This window comes from Sulfolobus sp. E5-1-F (genome assembly GCF_009601705.1).
In the GTDB taxonomy this organism is placed as follows: Archaea; Thermoproteota; Thermoprotei_A; order Sulfolobales; family Sulfolobaceae; genus Saccharolobus.
This window is the reverse complement of sequence record NZ_CP045687.1, coordinates 251,899-274,614: the sequence shown is the minus strand read 5'-3', so window position 1 is coordinate 274,614 and position 22,716 is coordinate 251,899. Positions and strand designations below refer to the sequence as shown.

Annotated in this window: 18 protein-coding genes and 8 pseudogenes; 11 read left to right on the top strand and 15 right to left on the bottom strand. The window is 36.2% G+C overall.

Features of this window, described 5'->3' with window-relative positions:
- Positions 1-114 precede the first annotated feature (114 nt).
- On the bottom strand, positions 115-618 hold the full coding sequence (locus GFS03_RS01450; protein ID WP_153422160.1) for an NUDIX hydrolase: 504 nt from the start codon (positions 616-618) through the stop codon (positions 115-117).
- Positions 615-1,220, bottom strand: coding sequence for a hypothetical protein (locus GFS03_RS01445; RefSeq protein ID WP_153422159.1), 606 nt, complete (start codon positions 1,218-1,220; stop codon positions 615-617). The genes GFS03_RS01450 and GFS03_RS01445 overlap by 4 nt, the downstream gene beginning before the upstream one ends.
- A 55-nt stretch (positions 1,221-1,275) precedes the next feature.
- Here GFS03_RS01445 and GFS03_RS01440 point away from each other — a divergent pair, with 55 nt between their 5' ends.
- The 3 genes and pseudogenes from GFS03_RS01440 to GFS03_RS01430 form a co-directional block, all read left to right on the top strand.
- Complete coding sequence (locus GFS03_RS01440; protein ID WP_153422158.1) at positions 1,276-1,491, top strand: hypothetical protein; 216 nt, start codon at positions 1,276-1,278, stop codon at positions 1,489-1,491.
- 223 nt (positions 1,492-1,714) lie between these two features.
- Entirely contained in the window at positions 1,715-2,134 is a 420-nt protein-coding gene (locus tag GFS03_RS01435; protein ID WP_153422157.1) for an HIT family protein, read from the top strand.
- Between the two features lie 36 nt (positions 2,135-2,170).
- Positions 2,171-3,010 (top strand): annotated as a pseudogene (locus GFS03_RS01430) (FAD-binding oxidoreductase); the annotation flags it as partial.
- A gap of 195 nt (positions 3,011-3,205) precedes the next feature.
- On the opposite strand, the pseudogene GFS03_RS01425 reads toward GFS03_RS01430, so the two are convergent.
- Positions 3,206-4,113 (bottom strand): annotated as a pseudogene (locus GFS03_RS01425) (IS5/IS1182 family transposase).
- Positions 4,114-4,274: 161 nt separating this feature from the next.
- Between GFS03_RS01425 and GFS03_RS01420 the strand changes: the two are divergent.
- Together GFS03_RS01420 and GFS03_RS01415 are read left to right on the top strand one after the other, a co-directional pair.
- A pseudogene (locus tag GFS03_RS01420) lies at positions 4,275-6,440 on the top strand ((Fe-S)-binding protein); the annotation flags it as partial.
- Between the two features lie 80 nt (positions 6,441-6,520).
- Positions 6,521-7,087: pseudogene (locus GFS03_RS01415) on the top strand (sugar nucleotide-binding protein); the annotation flags it as partial.
- Positions 7,088-7,179: 92 nt separating this feature from the next.
- On the opposite strand, the gene GFS03_RS01410 reads toward GFS03_RS01415, so the two are convergent.
- Positions 7,180-8,253, bottom strand: coding sequence for an IS110 family transposase (locus tag GFS03_RS01410; protein WP_153422156.1), 1,074 nt, complete (start codon positions 8,251-8,253; stop codon positions 7,180-7,182).
- Positions 8,254-8,305: 52 nt separating this feature from the next.
- Between GFS03_RS01410 and GFS03_RS01405 the strand changes: the two are divergent.
- The 4 genes and pseudogenes from GFS03_RS01405 to GFS03_RS01390 form a co-directional block, all read left to right on the top strand.
- Positions 8,306-8,512 (top strand): annotated as a pseudogene (locus GFS03_RS01405) (NAD(P)-dependent oxidoreductase); the annotation flags it as partial.
- Positions 8,487-8,792, top strand: coding sequence for a transcriptional regulator (locus tag GFS03_RS01400; protein WP_153422155.1), 306 nt, complete (start codon positions 8,487-8,489; stop codon positions 8,790-8,792). The pseudogene GFS03_RS01405 and the gene GFS03_RS01400, both read left to right, overlap by 26 nt.
- A gap of 11 nt (positions 8,793-8,803) precedes the next feature.
- Positions 8,804-9,472 carry an HAD family hydrolase gene (locus GFS03_RS01395; RefSeq protein WP_153422154.1) on the top strand — a complete coding sequence of 223 codons (669 nt, stop codon included), beginning with the start codon at positions 8,804-8,806 and terminating at the stop codon, positions 9,470-9,472.
- 50 nt (positions 9,473-9,522) lie between these two features.
- Positions 9,523-10,050, top strand: a complete 528-nt coding sequence (locus GFS03_RS01390; protein WP_181443770.1) for a methyltransferase — start codon at positions 9,523-9,525, stop codon at positions 10,048-10,050.
- Here GFS03_RS01390 and GFS03_RS01385 read toward each other — a convergent pair.
- The 4 genes and pseudogenes from GFS03_RS01385 to GFS03_RS01370 all read right to left on the bottom strand — a co-directional run bounded on the left by GFS03_RS01385 (position 10,012) and on the right by GFS03_RS01370 (position 14,310).
- Positions 10,012-10,713: a phosphoglycolate phosphatase gene (locus GFS03_RS01385; protein WP_153422153.1), complete on the bottom strand. Its 702-nt coding sequence runs from the start codon at positions 10,711-10,713 to the stop codon at positions 10,012-10,014. The two genes, GFS03_RS01390 and GFS03_RS01385, sit on opposite strands and share 39 nt — an antisense overlap.
- Positions 10,694-11,524, bottom strand: coding sequence for a deoxyribonuclease IV (locus GFS03_RS01380; protein WP_153422152.1), 831 nt, complete (start codon positions 11,522-11,524; stop codon positions 10,694-10,696). The genes GFS03_RS01385 and GFS03_RS01380 overlap by 20 nt, the downstream gene beginning before the upstream one ends.
- Before the next feature lie 29 nt (positions 11,525-11,553).
- Positions 11,554-11,904, bottom strand: a complete 351-nt coding sequence (locus tag GFS03_RS01375) for a hypothetical protein (RefSeq protein WP_153422151.1) — start codon at positions 11,902-11,904, stop codon at positions 11,554-11,556.
- Between the two features lie 49 nt (positions 11,905-11,953).
- Positions 11,954-14,310: pseudogene (locus GFS03_RS01370) on the bottom strand (M1 family metallopeptidase).
- Positions 14,311-14,551: 241 nt separating this feature from the next.
- Here GFS03_RS01370 and GFS03_RS01365 point away from each other — a divergent pair.
- Entirely contained in the window at positions 14,552-14,950 is a 399-nt protein-coding gene (locus GFS03_RS01365; protein WP_153422150.1) for a hypothetical protein, read from the top strand.
- Here GFS03_RS01365 and GFS03_RS01360 read toward each other — a convergent pair.
- The 5 genes and pseudogenes from GFS03_RS01360 to GFS03_RS01340 form a co-directional block, all read right to left on the bottom strand.
- On the bottom strand, positions 14,940-15,347 hold the full coding sequence (locus GFS03_RS01360) for a rhodanese-like domain-containing protein (protein WP_153422149.1): 408 nt from the start codon (positions 15,345-15,347) through the stop codon (positions 14,940-14,942). The two genes, GFS03_RS01365 and GFS03_RS01360, sit on opposite strands and share 11 nt — an antisense overlap.
- Positions 15,348-15,439: 92 nt before the next feature.
- Complete coding sequence (cutA, locus tag GFS03_RS01355) at positions 15,440-17,629, bottom strand: glyceraldehyde dehydrogenase subunit alpha (protein ID WP_153422148.1); 2,190 nt, start codon at positions 17,627-17,629, stop codon at positions 15,440-15,442.
- Positions 17,630-17,661: 32 nt separating this feature from the next.
- Entirely contained in the window at positions 17,662-18,027 is a 366-nt protein-coding gene (locus tag GFS03_RS01350; protein ID WP_153422147.1) for a DUF2203 domain-containing protein, read from the bottom strand.
- A 122-nt stretch (positions 18,028-18,149) separates the two neighbouring features.
- A complete protein-coding gene (locus GFS03_RS01345; protein ID WP_153422146.1) occupies positions 18,150-18,578 on the bottom strand; it encodes a hypothetical protein in 429 nt (142 codons plus the stop codon).
- 572 nt (positions 18,579-19,150) lie between these two features.
- Positions 19,151-19,419, bottom strand: a pseudogene (locus tag GFS03_RS01340) (IS5/IS1182 family transposase); the annotation flags it as partial.
- A gap of 115 nt (positions 19,420-19,534) precedes the next feature.
- Between GFS03_RS01340 and GFS03_RS01335 the strand changes: the two are divergent.
- A complete protein-coding gene (locus GFS03_RS01335; RefSeq protein ID WP_238699150.1) occupies positions 19,535-20,620 on the top strand; it encodes a transposase in 1,086 nt (361 codons plus the stop codon).
- 177 nt (positions 20,621-20,797) lie between these two features.
- On the opposite strand, the pseudogene GFS03_RS01330 reads toward GFS03_RS01335, so the two are convergent.
- Together GFS03_RS01330 and GFS03_RS01325 are read right to left on the bottom strand one after the other, a co-directional pair.
- A pseudogene (locus tag GFS03_RS01330) lies at positions 20,798-21,445 on the bottom strand (IS5/IS1182 family transposase); the annotation flags it as partial.
- A 161-nt stretch (positions 21,446-21,606) separates the two neighbouring features.
- Positions 21,607-22,437 (bottom strand): hypothetical protein, encoded by an 831-nt coding sequence (locus GFS03_RS01325; protein WP_153422145.1) that lies wholly within the window; start codon positions 22,435-22,437, stop codon positions 21,607-21,609.
- Positions 22,438-22,716: the final 279 nt, after the last annotated feature.

The window sequence follows — 22,716 nt, the reverse complement described above, 5'->3', positions numbered from 1 at the left end:
AGGTTAGATTCAGTATTTATGTTTAACTCATCTTGGGATTTAACAACAATTAGGAACTTTATTATAATATTTTGCAATATTAAACAATTTTAGATTTATCTATATTCATCTTTTTTATTCCAAGAGTTCATTTAACGCAAATACTCCTATTATCGTTTTTGCATCTTCTATTTTTCTTTCTCTTACCATTTTTATAGCCTCATCTATACTTACTCTAATGGGTTCTATGATCTCATATGGTTCCGGTTTAGCTCCAACGTATTTAAGATCTTCAGCTAGGTATAACCTCATATATTCAGTAGTTATGCCAGGGGAGGCGTAGAAACTTATTATTTCTGTCATCTTCCCAGCTTCATATCCTATTTCCTCAACTAATTCCCTTTTAGCAGTATTTAATGGATCTTCTCCTTCCTCGATCGTCCCTGCTGGTAACTCATATATCCATTTACCTATTACAGGTCTAAATTGCCTTATCATTATTATTTCATTATTGTTTATTCTAGGTATTATTACGACAGAACCCCTATGTTTTACGAATTCTAATTCCCTTTCATATCCATTAGGCAACTTCACCTTATCTATAAATACTTCAAATTTTTTACCGCTAAAAATTTTCATAAATTATTTTTTAGTTTTTCTCTTAAGAATTTTTCTCCTTTCTTCAGAAGTTTCTCCCAATCTAATTTGAAGAATAAGACTCCTAACAAAGCGAATACTACGGCCGAAATTATGGAAAGTTCAAATGCGTTTATGTCAAGTAGTGAGGCTACTAAAGATATTCCAGTTAGTTCTATGCCTATTTCAATTCCACTTTTTATAATCTTACTTATTATTGAAACCATTACCATCTTAAAAACCGAAAGCTTAGCTATTCCCCCCGCGAGGAATATATAGTCGTCTAATGGTAAAATTGGTAATATGGATAGTATTAATAACGCAACATAAAATCCATAACTCTTGCTAATCTTTTCTATAAAGAGGATATTCTTATTGTTTTTTAGAGGTTTTCTTATGGCTATTCCCAATGCGTACATTACTAACTTAGATAATGAAGCTCCAAGCCCGCTTAGTATTATGGCCAATATTAGCGATAAGGGTGAGACTCCACTCTTTATTAATATTGATGTAGTTATTAGGGTGTAAGGAGCTCCAAAGAATGGAGTTGCATTTGTTATGAACGAGATGACGAATATTACTATTAGTTCTTGGGTTGTTAACATTACTCTATATCATAGCTCTATTATTTTTAAACATTGTGCAATGAAGTTTATAGATATGAAAGTTTGGTTGCAAACTGATAAGATTTCAGGTAAAATTGTGGCAATTAGAATTGACGGTAAGATGGCATATAAATATAATCCAGAGTACATACCCTATGGAGTTAAAAATATAGCTATAGAGATAAGCGATTTTATCCCTATAAAGGGAGATCATATTATAGAATTAATAACTGAAAAAGGCGATTATATTAAAGCGAAGTTTAGCATTTAACTCGTTTTTAATTTTATATAAAGACTTAAGGTAAATCAGAGATATCTTTGTTTTTAAACCTTGAAGCCTACGTAATTTATTAAGGGATATTCATAATATGTTCTAAAGCAATTGACAAAAACTTAAATCAGAAATTGAAACTTCACTATAAAGAATTCAGTTGGATAGTAAGGGATTTTTTGCAAATAAATTTATAATTCTGTGATAATGAGGGTAAATACAGATGTGTATCTTCTGTAATATTATTGAAGGAAGAGATCATGGATATATTGTATATAGTGATGATAAGGTAGTTGCGTTTTTAGATAAGTTTCCTATTACGCCTGGACATACTTTGGTAGTACCTAAAACTCACTATGAGAATTTTTTAGAGATTTCTGAAGATGTCATACCATATTTATGTACGGCTGTAAGAAAGATTTCTATTGCAGTAAAGAAAGCTTTGAACGCTGATGGTATAAGAATATTAACCAATATTGGAAAGAGTGCAGGACAAGTAGTATTTCACTCTCATTTTCATGTAGTTCCGACATGGTCCCGAGATCCGGATATAATGAAAAATTTCGTGCCAAGAAAAGAGCAGTCAAGAGAGTATTACGATTACGTACAGAAAGCAATAATAGAGACTTTAAAGAATATATAAATGCTAGAATGATATATAACATTTAAGGGTAGTAATATGGGTTTGGCGGAGGAATTGAAAAGTTTACTTGGCGAAAATTTCCATGATGAATTAGTAGAGAGATTATCTCATTCAGTAGATTTCGGCTTCGTTCCAGAACTAGTCTGGTCTGGGATAAGGATTAACATTGTGCCAGATTACGTCGTTTATCCTAAGTCGGTTGAAGATGTTATTAACGTAGTTAGATTAGCACTCAAATATAAAATACCAATAGTGCCTTATGGTAGAGGTACAAATAGATATGGTAATGCAATACCAGCGGATGGAGGAATATTACTAGACTTTTCAAAGATGACGAACGTGACTATAGATGAGGCTAATAAGATGGCAATAGTTGAGCCCGGTGCTACATGGAAACTTGTTGATATTTATGCCCAGCAGAAAGGACTGCAATTAAGGACTTTTCCATCTTCATACGATTCAACTGTAGGAGGAGGGATTGCCAGTGACTCTTTAGGAATAGGTTCATATGAATACGGTTTTATTTCTGATACTGTTAGTTTCGTCGAAATGGTAAATCCAAAAGGGGACTTAGTTAGACTAGAGGGCAAGGATTTAGCATTGGTTTGTGGAGCAGAAGGTACTACTGGTATAATAGTTAAAGCTGGGTTAAAGCTCAGGAATTTCGCTCCAACCGAAGCTATGGTCATTTCCTTTGATAATTTGGACCAGATGATGCACGCTGTTGGAGAATTTTATAGGGAAGTGATTCCGGCCTGGCACGTTCAAGTTAGAGGTCCATATATTTCCACATACATGGCTGAGAAGTATAAGGCACCATTAGAACCTCAAAAATGGAATATGGTAATATTATACCCATCTCCTAGATCACCTCTAGAGAGTGTCCCGATTGCAAATAATTCAATAAAGCTTGAAGGGGAGAAATATAATATTATATAAAATAAAGCGTTAAATACAATTATATCTTTCAATACAGCAGAAGATTAATTTTATATTGTAATAGAAAATAATAGGTTATAGAGAAAAACAGAATTTCAAACATAGCCTACACTACTCTCGTTTCCCAACGTCTTAACTCTCTGGAACTCGTGACAATACAGACGTGTAGATCATGGCGTTGTAGATTAACGCTATTACATAAACGAAGAGTTCATCTCCCGGTTTGTCGCGTAGGGTCTCCAATACCTCCTCAAGAAGATCCCGAAAAACTCCACGTACCTTCTGAAACTTGGGAAACCGATCAACCAAGTTGACGACTTACCTAGAAACCCCCTATCAACCACCTTGTAACCGCTGACAGAGAAGCCGACCTTGTTGTCGGGGAAGTTAGCCATTTCCACTTGAATCTCGTGAACGATCATTGTTGGTGACATGAGAGTGAATACCTTGAAGCCGAAGTAACTCCTGTTCCTCTTCTTAGCGAACTCTCCCTTGAACCTCCTCCTCACCTTACTATTCAGGTAATGGTAAAGCAGTTTAGCTGCTTGCTTGTAGTTCCTCCTCCTTAATTCAAGTTCGAATTTCTTCTTAAAAGTCTCCTTGTTAGTCTTGCCGAACGGCACTTCAATGAGGAAGGAGTCTACGGCCCAAAGCTTCCCTACCCTACCGTATAGTGCGCTGCTGGGTAAGTAATTGTTCAGCATGTTCATTCTTGTCTCCAACTCCTTTACGTACTTCTTGAACACGTCCTTTATCTCCATCCTGAGCCTTTTGGCTCTTCTATGGATTTCTGATTTCGATTTTGGTTCTCCTAGGAACCATCTGACTACGATATCGGTATGATAGTAACACCATACGTCCCTGTAGGAGCATGTCCATACTACCATTACTATTAATGCTCTCAGTACGTAGAGGTCGGAGAGACCAGAGAATGCAGTGAACGTGGTTAGTACGTAGTTCATTTTCACAAGAGTTTTATGCTTTGCCGATAAGTATTCTTTGGGAACCGGGACGGTGCAATAATTTATCCGTTCGATCATGGGAATCAGTATTACACCCTCCCGGTTCCCTTTAAGTATTACTCTACTTTTAGCTTCAAGAGAAAATTCAGAATTTCTCAGCAGTTTATCTTGTCTTTTGAATAATTCTCTAAAAACTTGTACATAGATTTATTGAATTATTTGCGTTTGGGACACTCTCTCTAGTCGAACCTAAAATCTATAAGATTGCTCAAGCCTATGGCGGTAAGGTCTTTGAAGGGGAATGGACTGGCTGGTGGTCATTTAATCATGGTGTTGCAGCAGCATTGAGGACACAAGGTCTTCTGATACACCAACATGGCTTAATACATTATACTAGACTTTTAGATTTGTTAAAGAATCTAGAAAAATCTATAGGTAAATTAGGTGAGCTATCTCCTGATGGCGGATTTGATGTAGATATAGCTTTAGAGAGAAGGGAAGTTCTTTTAGTTAATGCGTTCACTCAGATTTCAGTGAGTCCAGTCGATAGGAAGATATTGTATGATTTAGCTAAGAACACACTAATGATGGATGAATTCGTAAAAGTTGATGGTTCTCTTTTATCGGTAGGTATCTTTGCTCACAAATATACTAAAAATAGATTGAACAGCATGGGGAAAACATTTAGTGATTTAGGAGTTGATAGATACGAAGTTATAAGTAAGTATAAGGAAGAGACTGATCCGGATGAAATTTTTAATCCCGGTAAGCTTTTTGATCCTAAGATTAGGGCTAAGGCTGTTCTAGAAATTCCAAGAAGGCAGCAAGAAGCCTTAAACTTTAGGTTTGCGATTGGCTTTGTTAAAAGATTATCTCCAGGTGGTGAAGTTGAGGGTTTCAAGCATGTGAGGAGATATTTGGAGGATTTTGCTGACTATAGTCTTATGTGTATAGATTGTTCTATGTGTGTTACTGTCTGTCCACAATATAGGCTGATTCCTCAATGGCCTTACGCTCCAAAGGGTATGTTTGATTTCGTTAGGGGTGCAATAGCTTATTATGAATTAAACGGTTCCATTGACATACCAGACAGTGTAATAGCTGAGATTTCAGGCTGTCATAAGTGTGGTCTTTGTGATGGAGTATGCCCAGCACGAATTCCGATTTCCACACTATTGATCAAATTAAACAGTCTAGTTGCAAAGAAATTACCAGAGGAACCAACAGTTGAGCTATCTCTCTTTTCTGATCCAGAGTTAGCCTCAGTAAATGATCCAGGTAGTCAATTTGTGTTATGGATTGGTAAGAATGCTGTAAGTAATCCTGCAGTAGCCATCACAGCATTAAAAATACTTAAAAAGATGGGACTAAAGGTTAAAGTAGTAGGTACATCTGCAGATAGTGGATTTCTAGATTATATAAGCGGAAATGGAAATAGGTTCTTAGAGAAAATGAAGCAAAATTTGGATACAGTTAACAACTCATTAGAAATAATTACTATTACTCCTGAAGATTATAGAACATTTTCAACTGCATATAAAGACTACTCTAAATTAGCAGGAGCAGAAGTATATTTCGAAGTAGTGCCTTTAGAACTTAGACTACTAAAGTCTATAGTTATCGATGGGAGTAATGAGAATATAAACTTACATGTAGCTTGTTTCTCCTCTGAGTATTCCGATGAGGTAATTAAAAGGTTGAGCGAGAAAGGATTTAGAGTTAAGAAGATCGAAGGTTGTTCCGGTGCAATCTTAGAAAAGAGTTTGGGGAAGAGAGCTGACCTAATGGCTAGAGCTATAGGAGAAAGATATGGGAAAGTAGTTACACTATGCCCATTAGCTGCGGCTAAGTTCAGAAGTGTTGGGATAAATGCCGTAACGTTAATAGAATTCTTAGCGGAGAAACTAGGAATACAAAGTGTGCAATATCAAGTAGTATCTTTCCAGCTAGATGAGAATAGTAAAGAATACATAAAGAGAGAGCTAGTTGCGAGTATATTATCGTCTCTTAACTCTCAAGTAAACCTAATAGCCGATACAGCAGCATTTTCCACTTCTGGTGTTGATGAGTATAAGAAGATTATTGAACCTATTATAGTTCAAGTAGTTGATAATGTAGGTAAGACGATTGCATCTAAATTATCTGGTAATATAAAGCAAAAGTCTTCCGAATCTTCTATAGATAAAGCAATTATATTAGCTGAGTATGTGAAAGAAATATCTAACACTTTATCATCCATTGAATTAGACAAGATTATACAGCCGTTTGCCTCATTATTGAAAAGTAGGGTAACGGAGGAATATGATGAGAATGTAGTTATCTCAGCTATCATACAGTTATTAAGGGATCATACTGATCAATTGAAAAGCGTTATTACAACTGAGATAAGCAAAACTTTAAGTTAGGGTAATTTTTAACACTCTCGTATTAATGTTATCTAATTATCGGAAAACTTTTTAATTGTAGTTCTGCATGATGGTAGATATTGAAAATTGGAGTTACTGATGAAGGAGATATTGCTAAAGCAATTGCTAAATTTCTCGGTAGTAAAGATAATGAGATTGTAATAGTTGATAGTTCCTCAAAGGTTTTAAGAGAAAAACCAGATGTCATAATACATACTTTTGAAATACCAATTTTCGAAAGCAACGCAAATCCTCCTTTAGCCTGGTCATTTAACACTTGGTACGCAATTAACATAGCTAGAGCTGGGTCTAAAGTGGGAAGCTTAAATGTATTTCTTTCTTCTTTTTTAATTTACGATGGGAAGAAAGGTTTCTACAAGGAACATAATACTCCTAATCCACTAAATTATTACGGATTAACTAAACTAGTAGGAGAGAGTAGTATTATATCGTTAGGTAATTACTTAGTTTTAAGAGTTGGAGCACTATTTTCGTTATCGTACAAGGGTTTTCTATTTCCGTTTATTAAAGCTTCCATGATGGGAAAAGTACTAAAGTGTAATAAAAACTTTTATATCTCAATTATAGATCTGAATACATTAGCTAAAGTAATTAAATCACTTATTGAAAAGGAGGCAAGGGCAGTTCAGTAATAAACATTTCGGTTGAATTCTAAGCATAGTGTCAGCTACGATTGCCACGCGGACTTCTTTCAATCCGCGTGGTGATTAGGGGAGGATCACTTCACCTCATAAGGCTTATTATTATACCAAACACTCCACACTATCCTAGCCAACTTCCTAGCCAAAGCAGTATACAACTTCCTACCCTTAAGCCTATCCTTATGCGACTCGTGAAACTTGAGAAGCGTTGGATTACGAGAGTACTGAGTCAAGGCAAGGAAGTAGAACAAGCTACGCAAGTACTTATTACCCCTCTTAGAAATCCCCTTTCTGATCTCAACCCTACCACTCCTCTCCACCACTGGATCAAGACCACAATATGCTACGAAGGACTCTGGACTTGGAAAACGCTTAATATCCCCCACAACCCCAATTATTATCCCAGCTGCTAGTCTCCCTACCCCTGGAATTGTGAGTAGAACGTGGTCTTCAGGCACTTGTTCCTCGATCATTCCCCTCACCCTTTCTAACTCTTCTCTAGTTTGAAGTAATGTTTTAGCTAATACTTGGATCTCTCGCAGTACCGTGTTAGTGTATTCTAGTTGGTACAGCTTTACGTCTGAGAAGTCACCCTTTGAGAACTTCTCCAACCTCTCCTCACTTATCTTCTCATCGTCTGTAACGAGGAAGAGTGTTCTCTTCAATCTGTTCTCTTGTTTTATCTGTATATCTTTCATGAAGAGGTAGAGTGAGACTAGCTCCTTCAATGGGTTGTGGGTGTATTCTCTAGCATTATTAACCATGTTTTCAAGTTTCTCGGCGTCGTAAAAATCTGTTTTCTTCCCCCTTACGTCCTTTTGCTTCCACAACAAGTTTGGGCTTACTTGTAATACCTTTACTCCTCTCTCCTTGAAGTATTGAGAAGGTCTTGTTGAGTATACTCCAGTTGGTTCTATTATGATGATGTTTGGTTTCATGCTTAGTATTTTCTCGTAACCTTCCTCGTTGTTCGTGAATTTTCTCACCCTCCCCTTACTTGTTATCAAGTGTTCTTTTGATACGTCTATTCCAATTACCCCTACCTTATTATCACTCCTATATTCGTGAATGTTTTCACAATGTTCAGTCCGATGGTAGGGGCTTGTCACGCCCTTGCCCGAAGACTTGGCTTCAGGAGTAAAATCGACCATATTTCCCCAGCTGAGGAAAGTATTACTCTCCCCAGCTAATTAACCTATATAAGGAGTAATAAACGTAGGGAGTAATAGAGTATCTCTTTTTGACATATGTAGTTATCTTTCGGATATCTTTGGAAATCAAGTTATTGAAATTGATAATCGACAGAGAGATTTTTCACTAGATGATTGGCTTTTAAGAGCATATAATATTAAAATTGATGCAAAAGAGAGTATATTGAGCTTAATTGAATACAGACTTCTTAACAACTAGAGAAAAAATATTCCTCTTGCTATCTTATTCAGATGAACCGTTAACTGCTAAGGAGATAATGAGAAGATTAGATATTAGGAAGGAAAAAGAGATTTACGATCATCTAGAGCATCTAGCAAGGTCAAGTAAAAGGAAAGGTTATATACTCATAATGATACCGGCTAGGTGCAAGAGCTGTGGTTACATATTTAATTCTGAGAAAATTAAAAGGCCTAGCAGATGCCCAATTTGCAAGTCTGAGAAAATTGAAATGCCAAAATTTTTAATTAGGAACAAGTAAAGCGAGTATATATGAAGGCAATATTCGTAGACTTAGGAGAAACGCTAGTGCACTTTAAACCAAGATATCACGAGAATATTGCTTATGCTCTTCAAGAAATGGGCTATAATGTTGACGAAAAGAGGGTTTTTAAGGCAGTTGCGAAGATTCTAGGAAAACATCACTATCCTAGTCCAGAATATGGAGGTCTTTCAGCTTTTGATTTTAGGGAACTATTTTATGAACTTAATATATATCCAGATCAAGAATTAATAGCCAGATTAAATAAAAAAAATCTATTATCTGGGGAATATGAGCTCTATGACGATTCAATTACGTTTCTAGAAGAAGCTAAAAAACTAGGATTCAAACTGGTCTTAGTAAGTAATGCAACTAGGAGTATTTATAAAATAGTAGAAGATCTGGGGATTAAGAAGTACTTTGATGGTATAGTGGCCTCTTGTGATTTGAACGTTATGAAACCTCATCCAAAGATCTTTTCCTATGCCATGGAAATAGCCAAAAGTAACGGAATTCATATAGGTGACATTTATGAAATAGATGTAGTTGGTGCGAAAAGAGCTGGTCTTGAGGCAATACTTTTGGATAGATTGGGGTTCTACCCCGAAATAAAGGAAAATAAGGTGACCAATTTATTGGAAGCATTAGAATTAGTAAAAGGGAAATTGAAAAATTCCTAGAAAAGTATTCAAGACCGCATCCAAATCCTAAATACGAACTAGAACAGTACGTGACACCTTCACCAATAGTAGCTCAAATAGTTTGGCACGCATATATATCTGGGCATATAAGCAATAAGAAGGTTGCTGATTTAGGTTGTGGAACTGGCGTTTTCTGCTATGCGGCTTCACTTTTAGGTGCGTATTGCACTTGTGTGGAGATTGATCTGGAATCATTAGAGATCACAAGAAGTACAAAAAGGGAATTAAACCTAGATATAGAATTATTAAACGCTGATGTAACTCAGTTTTATGGTAGATTCAATACTGTAATTCAAAATCCGCCATTCGGAGTAGTTAATAAAGGAATTGATATTAAGTTTTTGCGAACAGCATTTAACATTGCTGATGTAGTCTACTCTATACATAAGTCTAATGAAAAATCAAGGGAAATTATCCTCAATACTGCTAAAGAGTACGGATTTTCTGCTGAAATATTATCTGAGAAATATAGATTAAAACCGTATTATCCTTGGCATGTTAAAAGAGTTCACGAGTTCTTAGTAGATATCTATTTCTTTTCTAAAATTCTCAGATAATATCTTATCTAAAATCTCCAATACTCCTAAACCATTAGGATTTTTAGTTACTATATCAGCAATTTCCTTTATTTTAGGTATTGCATTTGCAACTGCTACTTTAATGTCTGCAACTCTAAATAACGCATAATCGTTTTCACTATCTCCTAAGGCTATTATCTTTCCCTTAAACCCAATTAATTCCTTAAACTTTAAAACTCCTGTACCCTTGTCCACACCTTTAGGTAAAATCATAGCGTCGTTTCTGTTCACTTCTATTCTTCCATACTTTTCTATTTCACTCAGCATATCTAATTTAGATCCATAACCATCAACATATATTATAACCCTACCTATAGAATACCTAATCTTGAGACTATCTAATATTTCAATTATCTTCTTCCTATCTCTTTCAAACCAACTCTTTTCACAAAGTATAAACTCCTTATTATTGAAAAGTATTAGGGAACCATTCTCCAATATCCACGCAGTAGGTCTTAAACCAAGAGCTAATTTCTCTATAAATTTCTTTTCTCTACCAGTCACTACAACAAACTTATATTTTTTTGAAAATTCATTTATCTTTTGTGCAACAATTGGTGATATTACAAAATTATTCTCTTCATTGGCTAGTGTTCTATCGTAATCTGAAGCTATTAATATTTCAGTCGAGTCTGTATCCAAGTCTCTCCAATACCTCCTTCATTTTTAACGCATCTCTTTCTAATTCCGGACTTTCACATATTAATGTTATTGAAATGTCCCTTTTAAGCAACTCCTTTGCTAATGGTTCAAACGGCGGAGCGTTAGCATCTATAGGGATATGCTCATCTACATATTTTCCTTTTCTGGAAACCAGTGATTCGAAGTGGGAATTTATGTGGGTTAAACTCAATTCCTTAACTAACCTATCTATGATCTTCCCATAATCTATTTCTCCACCTTGTCTAGCAAAAGTATGAGCCCAATCTATGTAAGGTATCACACCCTTTAGTTCCTTAGATATCGAAATAACCTCATCTAAAGTACCAAAGGCAGTTTCCTTAGCCATAGTTTCAACACCAAACTTAACGTTCTTTATTCCCATTTCTCTAGCCTTATCTATTACCTCTCCTAATCCTTCTTTAACTTTCTGATAGCATTCCTCAGGAGTCATCTTTCCATAAAATGCAATATGAATAGCTATAGCGTCAGCCCCCATCAACTCAGCCCTATCTGCAGTATCTAAAATTCTCTGCTTCGAAGACTCAATTTTTTCCTTTTCTTCTGAACATAAATTGATGAAATAAGGAGCGTGAACTGATAACCTAACTCCCAATTCCTTCGCAACCTGCCCAGTTTCCTCTGCAGTTTCCCTACTCATTCTCACGCCTTGAACGAACTCAACTTCCATTGCGTTTAAACCTAACTCCTTAACAGTCCTTATACCCTCAATTGTATTCTTCTTTTTAGCTGAATGAGGAACCCCAGCTGGACCTAAATATATTTTTGCCATCAATTTAAACTTCTTATACAAAAGCTTATTTAAGTATCAGTCGACATTACGAAGTGTTTTTCCTCATCCTCCAAAATTCTCTTTATATCCTCGTCATTCTGATTAAAGTTATTCTTGTAAAACTCAATAGCGTTTCTTTCCACAATCTCATTAACCTTTTTAACAGCCTTTATCCCAAATAACGAGATTATAAAACCTAAGACTGAAAAAGCATAATATACTGGTTTCTCTAGGAATGATCTCCTATATTTCTGAAAATACTTCCAGTGGGATACCTCATTTGAGTAGGACTCACAAAATATCTTATATCTGATTGAAAATCCCCTATCTAATCCAGCTGCACCAGCTTCGCCTAATAGAGCTAGTTTATACTTATCCATATCGTCTACTTCTGTTAAAAGTTAAAAGGTAGATGTTAAAAAACCTTTATTACTTTAACCTCGAATACGCTTTAAGTAGCTCTAATCCTGTCCTTATTCCCCTCTCCGCTTCTGGCATATTAAGATTGCTAAAGAACTGCTCAATTTCTTTTTCCGCCCCTATTCCTATCAATGGAATAACCTCAGCAAGTCTTCTCCCAAGTATTCCAGTACCCTTATAGGCCTCTCTCATGAAGTTAATATGCATCTTAATCCAGCTTCGTACTGCGCTCTTAGCGTAAGGATTGTAAGCAGCTGTGCTTAAAGTTAAAGGAATATCTTGCTTCTTAATCTCACCACTTAGTATTAAACTTAAGGTGTTTCCCACAAGGTAAGGCTTCTTGAAAAGTAACATTGCGGTTAAATATCTAAGCTTCTCCTCATCAAAGGTTTCCTTCCTAAACCTCTCTAACAACTCGTCAACGGAATTATCTTCATAGGTTATAGCATATGCTACAGCCACTCCTTGTTTAGTATCAGAATCTAGAGAATCGTAAAATCTGAATAGCTCTGAAAGGCCTAAAGAGAACTCATCATCCATTGCGGCAAGTCTATAGAGAATGTTTGAGTACGTCAATCTTCCTAATTCATCCTTTGAATTTCTCCAGTTTTTTAGCTGAATTCTATGAAATTCCTTTGCAATATCTTGATATTTATCTGGATTTATTGCGTAAAGTGTAAATAATTCATTAGAAAGCTCATTAACCGGTAAGAAATCCTTATCGTTAAAGAATCTAGATATTACCTTATCATATTCCTTGAAACCTATTTTACCAGCCAATAGGAAAGCCCAATAATCGTTTATAATACCCCACTTGTCAAGTTCTGATAAATTACTATTAAATACTAGATCGGAGTTGTTATAATAAAACACTCTGTAAAACCCAGTCCTATTTACATTAACCTTTAAGCTCCTTACATCTTCCTCAAATACTATAGTATCTCTCTCCTTATCTAATAAATGAGTTACAACCTTGCCGTTAACCTCCATAGTAAGAGGGATCTTATAAATTAGGTTCTCGACATTACTTGTTAATGAAAATCTCTCTTGCTCCAGGCTCACGTGTTTTCCAGAGACGCTAACTCTAACCATTGGATAACCAGGTTTAGTTATCCAATCAGCCATTATTGGGGAAATATCGGAACCATAAACTTCAGAAATCGAATTCCATAAATCAGAACCTTGAGCGTTCGAATACGAGAACTTCTTTAAGTAATTAACAACCCCTCTCCTAAAATTCTCCTCACCAACATAAGCCTCGATCATCCTCAAAATACTAGCCCCCTTACCATAACTAATATCGTCAAACATTTGTTCTACTTCATTAGGGTCTTTTACATGTGCCTCTATTGGATGTGTAGTCGATACAGAGTCCTTTTCTAAGGCTTTAGAAGTCTGGTTTAAAACGAAATAGTCCCAGAATTTCCATGAAGGGAATAATTGTGAAATAGCCTTATGACTCATGAATGTTGCGAAGCTCTCGTTTAGCCATAAATCATCCCACCACTTCAAAGTTACCAAATTACCAACCACTGATGAGCCAATTCATGAGCAACAACCTCAGCAACCCTGAACTTTTGAGAAATTGAAGAAGAATCGTCAGCCAGCAAAGCAGTCTCCCTAAAAGTAATAGCACCCCAATTCTCCATAGCGCCATATGCGAATTCTGGTATTGCTATTAAATGTAGTTTAGGCAATTGGTAAGGAATCTCAAAATACTTTCCATAAAACTCTATTACATTTCTTGAGATCGCCATGGGGAATCTTCCTTTTTGTACTTTACCCGGTATTGTGGCTACTATAATTGTGGGAGTTTTGGTTTCATCTCTAATTTCCTCAAAGTTCCCTATTCCTAGGTATAACAAATAAGTTGACATTTTAGGAGTTTCGTCAAATTCGTATATTACTTTCCCATTATCTTCCTTTTCTCTCACTATTGGCATATTGGATATTACCTTTAGCCCTTTATCAACTCTAACAGTTAACTTAAACTTAGCCTTCATGGCAGGATGATCAAAGCAAGGTATAAAGTCTCTAGCGTGAGTAGCCTCAAACTGCGTACTAATAACGTATCCATCTTTATAGGAAGCTTTGTAAATACCAACTAATTTCTTTTCCGTAATCCTTCCATCAAACTCTACTTCTAAATTTCCAGAAAACGCTCCACTCTTTATGATCACCTTATTCTCATCTTGCGAGAATTCTGTCTCTTTTCCGTTCACTTTCACCTTGGTTATTTTCAAACCCACGGCATCTAACGTTACTGTATCTTCATTGGTTTCTATTTCAATTTTCTCATATCCTTTATAATCTCCACCTTGAAAGTTAAAATCAAGAAAAATCTCGTACCTACTAACCTTTATCATGTGTTTTTATGATATAATGAAGCTTAAAGTGTTTTCTATTAAAACTTGATTCATAGATTTCGAATACGTTGTGCTATATCTTTATGCCTAATGCGTTATTGTATACTGAAGGACAGACAATAAACGTCTTCAATTCTATATAAACCTTTTTAACTGAACACGTATAAATGTATATAAAAATCGCTATAAAAATCTATATAAAACAGTTTAATTTATATATATCAAGAATCAAAATACGTATATGAGAAGAGGTTTAAGTGATTCCGTGACTATGATGATAGTACTATTAGCCTCAGTGATCTTAGCAATAGCATTAGTTTCAATATTATTTTCATATTTAGGGTATTTTGGGAGTAGTTATGGAGAAGTAAGACAGTTTGGCCCAGCTCTTATAACAAGTTATGGGATACTTAATATAACACTTGAAAACTCCTTTAGTAATGCTAAGATAGTAGGAGTAATTTACAACACTACTTTGCATAATGTTAGCTACGAATTGTTAGTAGGTCAACATATCTATAGTATAAACACTCGATTTGTCTTTCCTAACGGAATACAAACGGTTAGCTTAACTTTAGTAGTAGTAACTAACCAAAACACTATTTACGTTCCAGTAACTGCTCAAGTAGTTAATAGTTAAACTTCTTTTCTATGATCTTTTGCCATAGTACTCCATTCTTATCAACTCCACTTTCCACCTCATAACCCATCGCCATCCATAATGCCATTCCTCCGATCATGTAGTAAGCTCTTTTCTTGTAGAGATGAGGTAATCCATATGTAGCGTATCTCGCCCTATTTCCATGCTCACATACTACCGCTACCTCCTTATCTTCGAAAAGTTCAGTTAGATGTTCCAAATAGTCTAAGGGTGCTAAAATTGCTCCAGGTATATGATGATCCTCATATTCTTGTGGCGTTCTGACATCGAGTATCATTATCTTTTTACTTTTCCAAAGTTTTCTCACTACTGATGGAGGTAGATCAATTATATTCTTATAAAATGGTGAGGAATAGGATTCTATTACCTGAGTCATACTACTTTAACAGTGTTTATTTTTACTTAAATAGCTTTCTATCTATACTATTGTCAAAAGAATTTTAAGTTATTTTATAAAAAAGAAAAATTTCATATCAAATCTTCTAACCTACTTGGTAATCTAGTCAACCTCTTACCTATTGCCTTCTCTATAGCCCTTATTAATGCTGGTGGAGTACCAATAGTTGCTCCCTCACCAATTCCCTTTGCTGGCAATGGAGCCTCAGACTTCCCCTCTTCCATGTACTCCCATTTAATATTGAACGCTTCAACTGCAGTAGGTATAGCGTAATCAGATAAATTACCAGTTATCAAATTGCCATTCTCGTCATACACAATCTCCTCCAATACGCTCTCGCCAAATCCTTGAATTACTCCTCCTATAACTTGAGCCTCAGCTAACATTGGATTCACAACAGTACCTATATCATCAATAGCGTAATAATCTATTACCTTTACCTTTCCAGATTCATCGACCTCTGCTAAAACAACATGTGAACCATAGGGGTAAGTTAGATTATCGAATCCGAAATATCCAGTAGCTTCTAGTCCAGGTTCTTCCTTATACTCCCAAATACCACCTAAACTAGCCATATTACGAGCAGCAATTTCCTTCAAGCTCATTGCCTTACCGCTTTTAGGATTAATAACCTTACCATCCTTATATTCGAGCTCTTGAACATCAGACTTCATAAATTGTGCAGCTAACCTTAAAGCCTTGTCTTTTACCCTTCTAGCAGCTAATAACGCAGCATTACCAGCTAAGGTTAAACTCCTACTACCGTAAGTACCAAAACCCTCACCTATTAGAGCAGTATCCCCCCAGATTACTTCAACATCGTCAACGCTTACTCCCAATTCGTCAGCAACGATTTGAGCAATACCAGTTTCAGCACCTTGACCATGTGGGCTAGCACCTATAATCACTTGAACCTTACCATCAGCCTTAATTCTAACTGAAGCGCTCTCCCAAGGACCAAAGTTATTCTGCTCTAGATAGAACGATAAACCGGCGCCAACTCTCCTACCTTGTTTTCTTAATTCATTAGCTCTTTCCTCAAACTCCCTATAGACCTTCTCAGCTCTTTCCAGCAATTTTAAGTAATTACCAGAATCATACTTTAAACCAAGAGGATTAATATAAGGTAATTCAGTTATTATGTTCCTTTTCCTAACCGCTATGGGGTCTAATTTCAGTTCGTCAGCAATAATATCCATTATTCTTTCGTATACGAAAGCTGCTTCCGGTCTGCCAGCACCCCTATATTGATCTAAAGGAGTCTTATTAGTGTAAACACCATAAGCGTTAACTCTCAAATCTCTAACCCTATAAGGCCCAGGTAACATTGTGGCTGCTATATCCACTAGGTAAGTTCCATGAGAAGCAGCGCCTAAGTCAATAATCGCATCATCTATTATCCCAGTTAAAGTACCATCCTTTTTAGCTCCAAACTTAACCTTATGTATCTGCCCCCTACCATGATACATACTCCTTATATCCTCACTCCTTAAAGCAAACCACTTTACGGGCCTCTTGTATTGTAAACTAGCATAAACGGTTATGAAATCCTCCGCATATGGAAATAGCTTAGCCCCAAAGGCACCTCCAACATCAGCCTGAATAACTCTTATATCCCTAACCTTATTGCCAAAAACCGACAACAAATACCTCCTCATATAGTGAGCGGATTGGGTAGAGGCATAAACTAATAAACTACCTTCTTGATACACTGAAAGTAAACCTCTAGTTTCCATCGGTGAGGGATAAACCCTGGATATCTCAAACCTCTCCTCTAATACAATATCTGAATTGGAAAGTGCCTTTTCTGGGTCACCAGCACTATAAACCTTCTTATAAGCAATATTACTCCTACCTTCAACTGCCTTAATATCATCCTTCAAAGCCTTCTCAGGATCAATAACTGCTGGTAATTCCTCGTAATCTACTTGAATCAAATCAGAAGCATCAGCCGCAACGTATTTATCAGTAGCTAAAATTGCAGCAATAGGATGTCCAACATATAATATCTCATCCTTTGCCATTGGCCAATTATTAGGTCTATTTTCAAAAGGAATAGTTAAGCCGGTAATGACCCCGATAACCCCACTAACTTTTAACGCATCGCTAACATCAATCTTCTTAATCCTAGCATGTGCAATTTGACTTCTAACTATATAAAGATATAAGGATCCCGGATACTCAATGTCGTCAATATATCTACCAGAACCAGTTATGAACTTTAAATCCTCCTTTCTTTTGATACTTTGTCCAACGAACATTAGGGATTGTTAATAAGTTAAAATAAATAAAATTAACGTAAACTAAGAACATCTTCATAACCACTCAGTCGCTTCCTTCCCCTAAATCCTTCATCAACGTAATGCCAATATAATATGTCATCCTCATCCAGTTTCCAGCAGAAAAATGCGGGTTTATTGTTTATAATTGCAGGAAAATCCACCAAGCCTAAATCAATATCCCTTAATATAATACCTTTAGAGATAATTTCATCAATAATCTTTTTTGTCTCGCTTGCATATTGTTGCAAAGCGTACTTATCGCCATTAACTAATAGAAGTTCAATCTCGTTCTTTATCTTCCTTAGCTGTATCAAGCGATTTCTAAGCCATGGTAATAGTTCTCTAGCAGTCTCCAAGTCAAAGTAGGGATATTCCACAATTATAAGTAAGTACGAAAGTTTAAATAATAATGTTTATATGGGGGCTAAGAGGGTATAGGATAAGAGAAAAATCGCTAGAAGAACGGAATAGACAAAAAATTTCTTCACTTAATTCCCCATCAGCTGCTTAGTACTGTTGCTACACCAGAAACTGATTCACCAGTATTAGTAACAACTTGAAAAGTTACTGTCTCACCAGGAGTCAGGCTCGAAATACCATTACTACCCGTTATAGTCACTGATATATTTGTAATGCCACCTGCAGGAATAATAATTGTTGTAGATATGGAAGCCACGCTACCTCCTGCTTGCGCTATTACTCCAAGTACTTGACCGCTTGCTGAACCAGTATTACTTAGCGTAATATATAACACACCACCTTTTATGTATGCGCTTACTAGGTGTATGTTTGGTGATGATGAGAAGGCTCCGAATAGTCCGAAGGCAAATCCCACAACTACTAGTGCTATTATTACTGATGCTATTACAAGTATTAGTGCAGTTACAGCACCAGATAAAGCCTTAGTGTTTTTCCTCTTACTAACCATTGAACCTCTGATAACTTTATAAAAATAATTCTATATAAATCTTTCGGTGACATTCGGTCTTTAAACAATAAATTCTAGTAATATTTTAGTTATAGGAAAATAAAATTATCTTCTCTGTCATTCACGGAAGTAGGACTTTTAGATTTAATAAAGAGATATATAATAATACTGGTAATAAATTAGCTTATCTCTATACTAATTTTGTCTTAAAAAACTTAACAATCCACTAATACCTTGAGATAAAAAGAAATATTTTGAATGTTTCTATTCTAAGTAAAAATGAAATTTATCGCAATTTAGTATCAAACATAAATTCTTTATAATTTCACAATGAATCTTAACGTTTATTTTCTCACTATAACAATTTTTGGCCTAGAGAGAGTGTCCCGATTACAAATAATTCAATAAAGCTTGAAGGGGAGAAATATAATATTATATAAAATAAAGCGTTAAATACAATTATATCTTTCAATACAGCAGAAGATTAATTTTATATTGTAATAGAAAATAATAGGTTGTGGAGAAAAACAGAATTTCAAACATAGCCTACACTGCTCTCGTTTCTCAACGTCTTAACTCTCTGGAACTCGTGACAATACAGACGTGTAGATCATGGCGTTGTAGATCAACGCTATTACATAAACGAAGAGTTCATCTCCCGGTTTGTCGCGTAGGGTCTCCAATACCTCCTCAAGAAGATCCCGAAAAACTCCACGTACCTTCTGAAACTTGGAAAACCGATCAACCAAGTCGACGATTTGCCTAGAAACCCCCTATCCACCACCTTGTAACCGCTGACCGAGAAAACCTTGTTGTCGGGGAAGTTAGCCATTTCCACTTCAGTATGGGGATTTCGTTTTTAGCGAAAATTACGCATTAAATAAAATACAATAAGGCTAAATTTCAAAATGTAAAATAGGAGAAAAGTTTGTATATAAGGAAGGCGAACCTAACGTATGACCAGTACAACAGACCATAATAGAACTTACGTTAGGTCCGCCTTCAAGAATTTATTATCCCTTTTCTCCCTAATATTCCTTTCTCTCCCAGATGAGAAGGTAAAAAAGATCTTGAGAGCACTCTTGAAAGCTAGAGGAAGATACTTAAGCGAGCTTGGAAACGAGGGAAAATACGCGCTCAACGCCCTAAACTCGGTGAAAGCTGAAAACGTGATAAGCGCAATAGAGGAACAGGCTAAAAAACTCCTCAAGGTCAGGGACAAGAGGGTAGCAGTGGACTTCCACGCAATACCACAATACCACAAATCAAAGAACTTACTAGCGAGAATAAAACCAACCAAGGGCACAACCTATGGACTAGTCCAAATAGCGATCTACCTCATGGGAAGAGTTAAGGGATTCATAAGCGTCCAACCCGTTACCGAGAAGAACGTAACAAAGAACTTCAAGGAAATCTTCACAAACCTCGAGAGACAAGTCAAGGAGCTGGGATTCAAGCTAACAATTATCTTCGCCGATAGGGAGTTCGCCGTGAACGAGGTACTCTCGTTCCTCGTGGAGAGGGGAGTTGACTTCGTCATAGCAGCTAGGTTGAACATGTATAAGAATTACCTCAAGGAGTTGGAGGAGATTAATGTAACCTACGCTGGGGTAACCTATACGGGTTTCTTGGTTAAGAGGCATCGTTCTGGAGCTTATTTGGTTATCTTGAGGGAGGGAGATAGGTTAGTCTCGTTTTTGGTGAGGAGTAGGGTTTCGGAGTACGAGGCCATTTTCTTGGCTGAGATGTATAGGAGGAGGTGGGGAATAGAGACTGCATTTCGTTCCCTTGAGAGCTTTAGGATAAGGACGAGGACTTGTGACGTGAGGAAGGAGTTGGTTATCGTCCTCATCTCGTATCTCATAGTTAATGCTTGGTTTATTCTCTCATCTCGTCGGAGGATCAAGTTGAGGGAGTTTGCAGACGAGATGATCTCTCTTTCCTCGACTGAGATGAGGGGAGAGGGATCTCAAACGAGTTCTAAATCTTACTTGGACTACCCAGTTTGTTTGTATACTCGTTTACTTGTTTACTTGAATTGACTCACTCTCGCTTTCCCTTTATCTCACGTGCAATAAATTCTATATTCCTCTTCACTTGATTAGGAAAAGTGCTATTTTTCTTCTACTTTAGCACAATATAATATATTTTAATGGGGTTAATGTTAGTTTAATACTATCTTAGTATTTTTTAGTTTATATCAAGATAAAAGAAATCCCCATACTGACTTGAATCTCGTGAACGATCATTGTTGGTGACATGAGAGTGAATACCTTGAAGCCGAAGTAACTTCTGTTCCTCTTCTTAGCGAACTCCCCCTTGAACCTCCTCCTCACCTTACTATTCAAGTAATGGTAAAGCAGTTTAGCAGCTTGCTTGTAGTTCCTCCTCCTCAATTCAAGTTCGAATTTCTTCTTAAAAGTCTCCTTGTTAGTCTTGCCGAAGGGGACTTCAATGAGGAAGGAGTCTACGGCCCAGAGCTTCCCTACTCTACCGTATAGTGCGCTGCTCGGTAGGTAATTGTTCAGCATGTTCATTCTTGTCTCCAATTCCTTTACGTACTTCTTGAACACGTCCTTTATCTCCATCTTTAGCCTCTTAGCTCTCCTATGGATTTCTGATTTCGATTTAGGTTCTCCTAGGAACCATCTGACTACGATATCGGTATGGTAGTAGCACCATACGTCCCTGTAGGAGCATGTCCATACTACCATTACTATTAATGCTCTTAGTACGTAGAGGTCGGAGAGACCAGAGAATGCAGTGAACGTGGTTAGTACGTAGTTCATTTTCACAAGAGTTTTATGCTTTGCCGATAAGTATTCTTTGGGAACCGGTGGGGTGTAGGACCTTTCCTGTTGGATCATGGGAATCAGTATTACACCCTCCCGGTTCCCTTTAAGTATTACTCCACTTTTAGCTTCAAGAGAAAATTCATAATTTCTCAGCAGTTTATCTTGTCTTTTGAATAATTCTCTATAAATCTGTACATAGATTTATTGAATTATTTGCGTTTGGGACACTCTCTCTAGAGACCTTCACTATTAACTAGTACTATCTTTGCCTTAGATTTGCTTATTAATTCTTTTAAAGTATCCTTAAATTCCTTTAGATGAGCCTCTGGTTCCTCGATTATTATTATATCATTATCACTTGTATTCTTAATAAAAAACATAATCGGGAATAAGCTCAATATTTCCGGATTTGCATTATATATTATATCATTATCACAATAAACGTCATCGTCTTTAATGTAGATTTTATGTCCTAAAATCACCTCAGAATATCCCTGGGGTAAAACTAAAGAATTTATGAAGTCTGATATTATTCCTAGAGTTTTCGGAATACCGGGTGATTGTTCAAACTTAATTGGAAGAAATCTGTAAAATGAAGCAACTAAACCAGCCCTAATTGCCGGTATGATATATGGCCTCTTTTTGTTAATATCTGAGAAATAAAACGAATCTATCTTAACTAAACTTCTAACAATGTTTTCTTGTCCTAATTCAGGTAGAACCTTTAATTCAACTCTTGCATCTACCTTACCGTCATTAAGGTTTCCTTCAATTAATAATTTTGGGGTATACATTTTAAAGTTCGCATTAACATTAACTAATCTAGCTAATGATAGCTCATTTGTCAAAATTTGTGTGAATTGCATTTCCAGCTCCCTCTTCCAATCCAATAACGGATCCTTTGCCATTATTCCGTAAAGTCTTGGGAGTAAGAAAATTGTCTTTGTCAGATAATAGTAAATCCTTCCTATAATTATCCTGTCCTTTACACTAATTATCTCAATCTCCTTCCTATAATTATTAATTTTGACAGATGAAAAGGGAGTTTTTATATCTATTTCCATATATGATAATTAAAATTTTAAAAGTAAAAAAGAGTTGTATAAATAGCCAATGTAGAATAGTCTAACTATTTCTAAAATATTTTACGCAATAGTTGATTACCGTTTGTTACTATACTCTCATTTAATCTCTATATTAGGTAATAGGACTTAACCTCAACTGCTAATCGTGGGACAACTTCGGGCCCTACGCAGTGGATTTCATACCACTAACTATCTTTTGATATAAACCGCATTAAGTTGAGATAGTCTGCAAATGATGAGTGAGACTAATATCAAAGA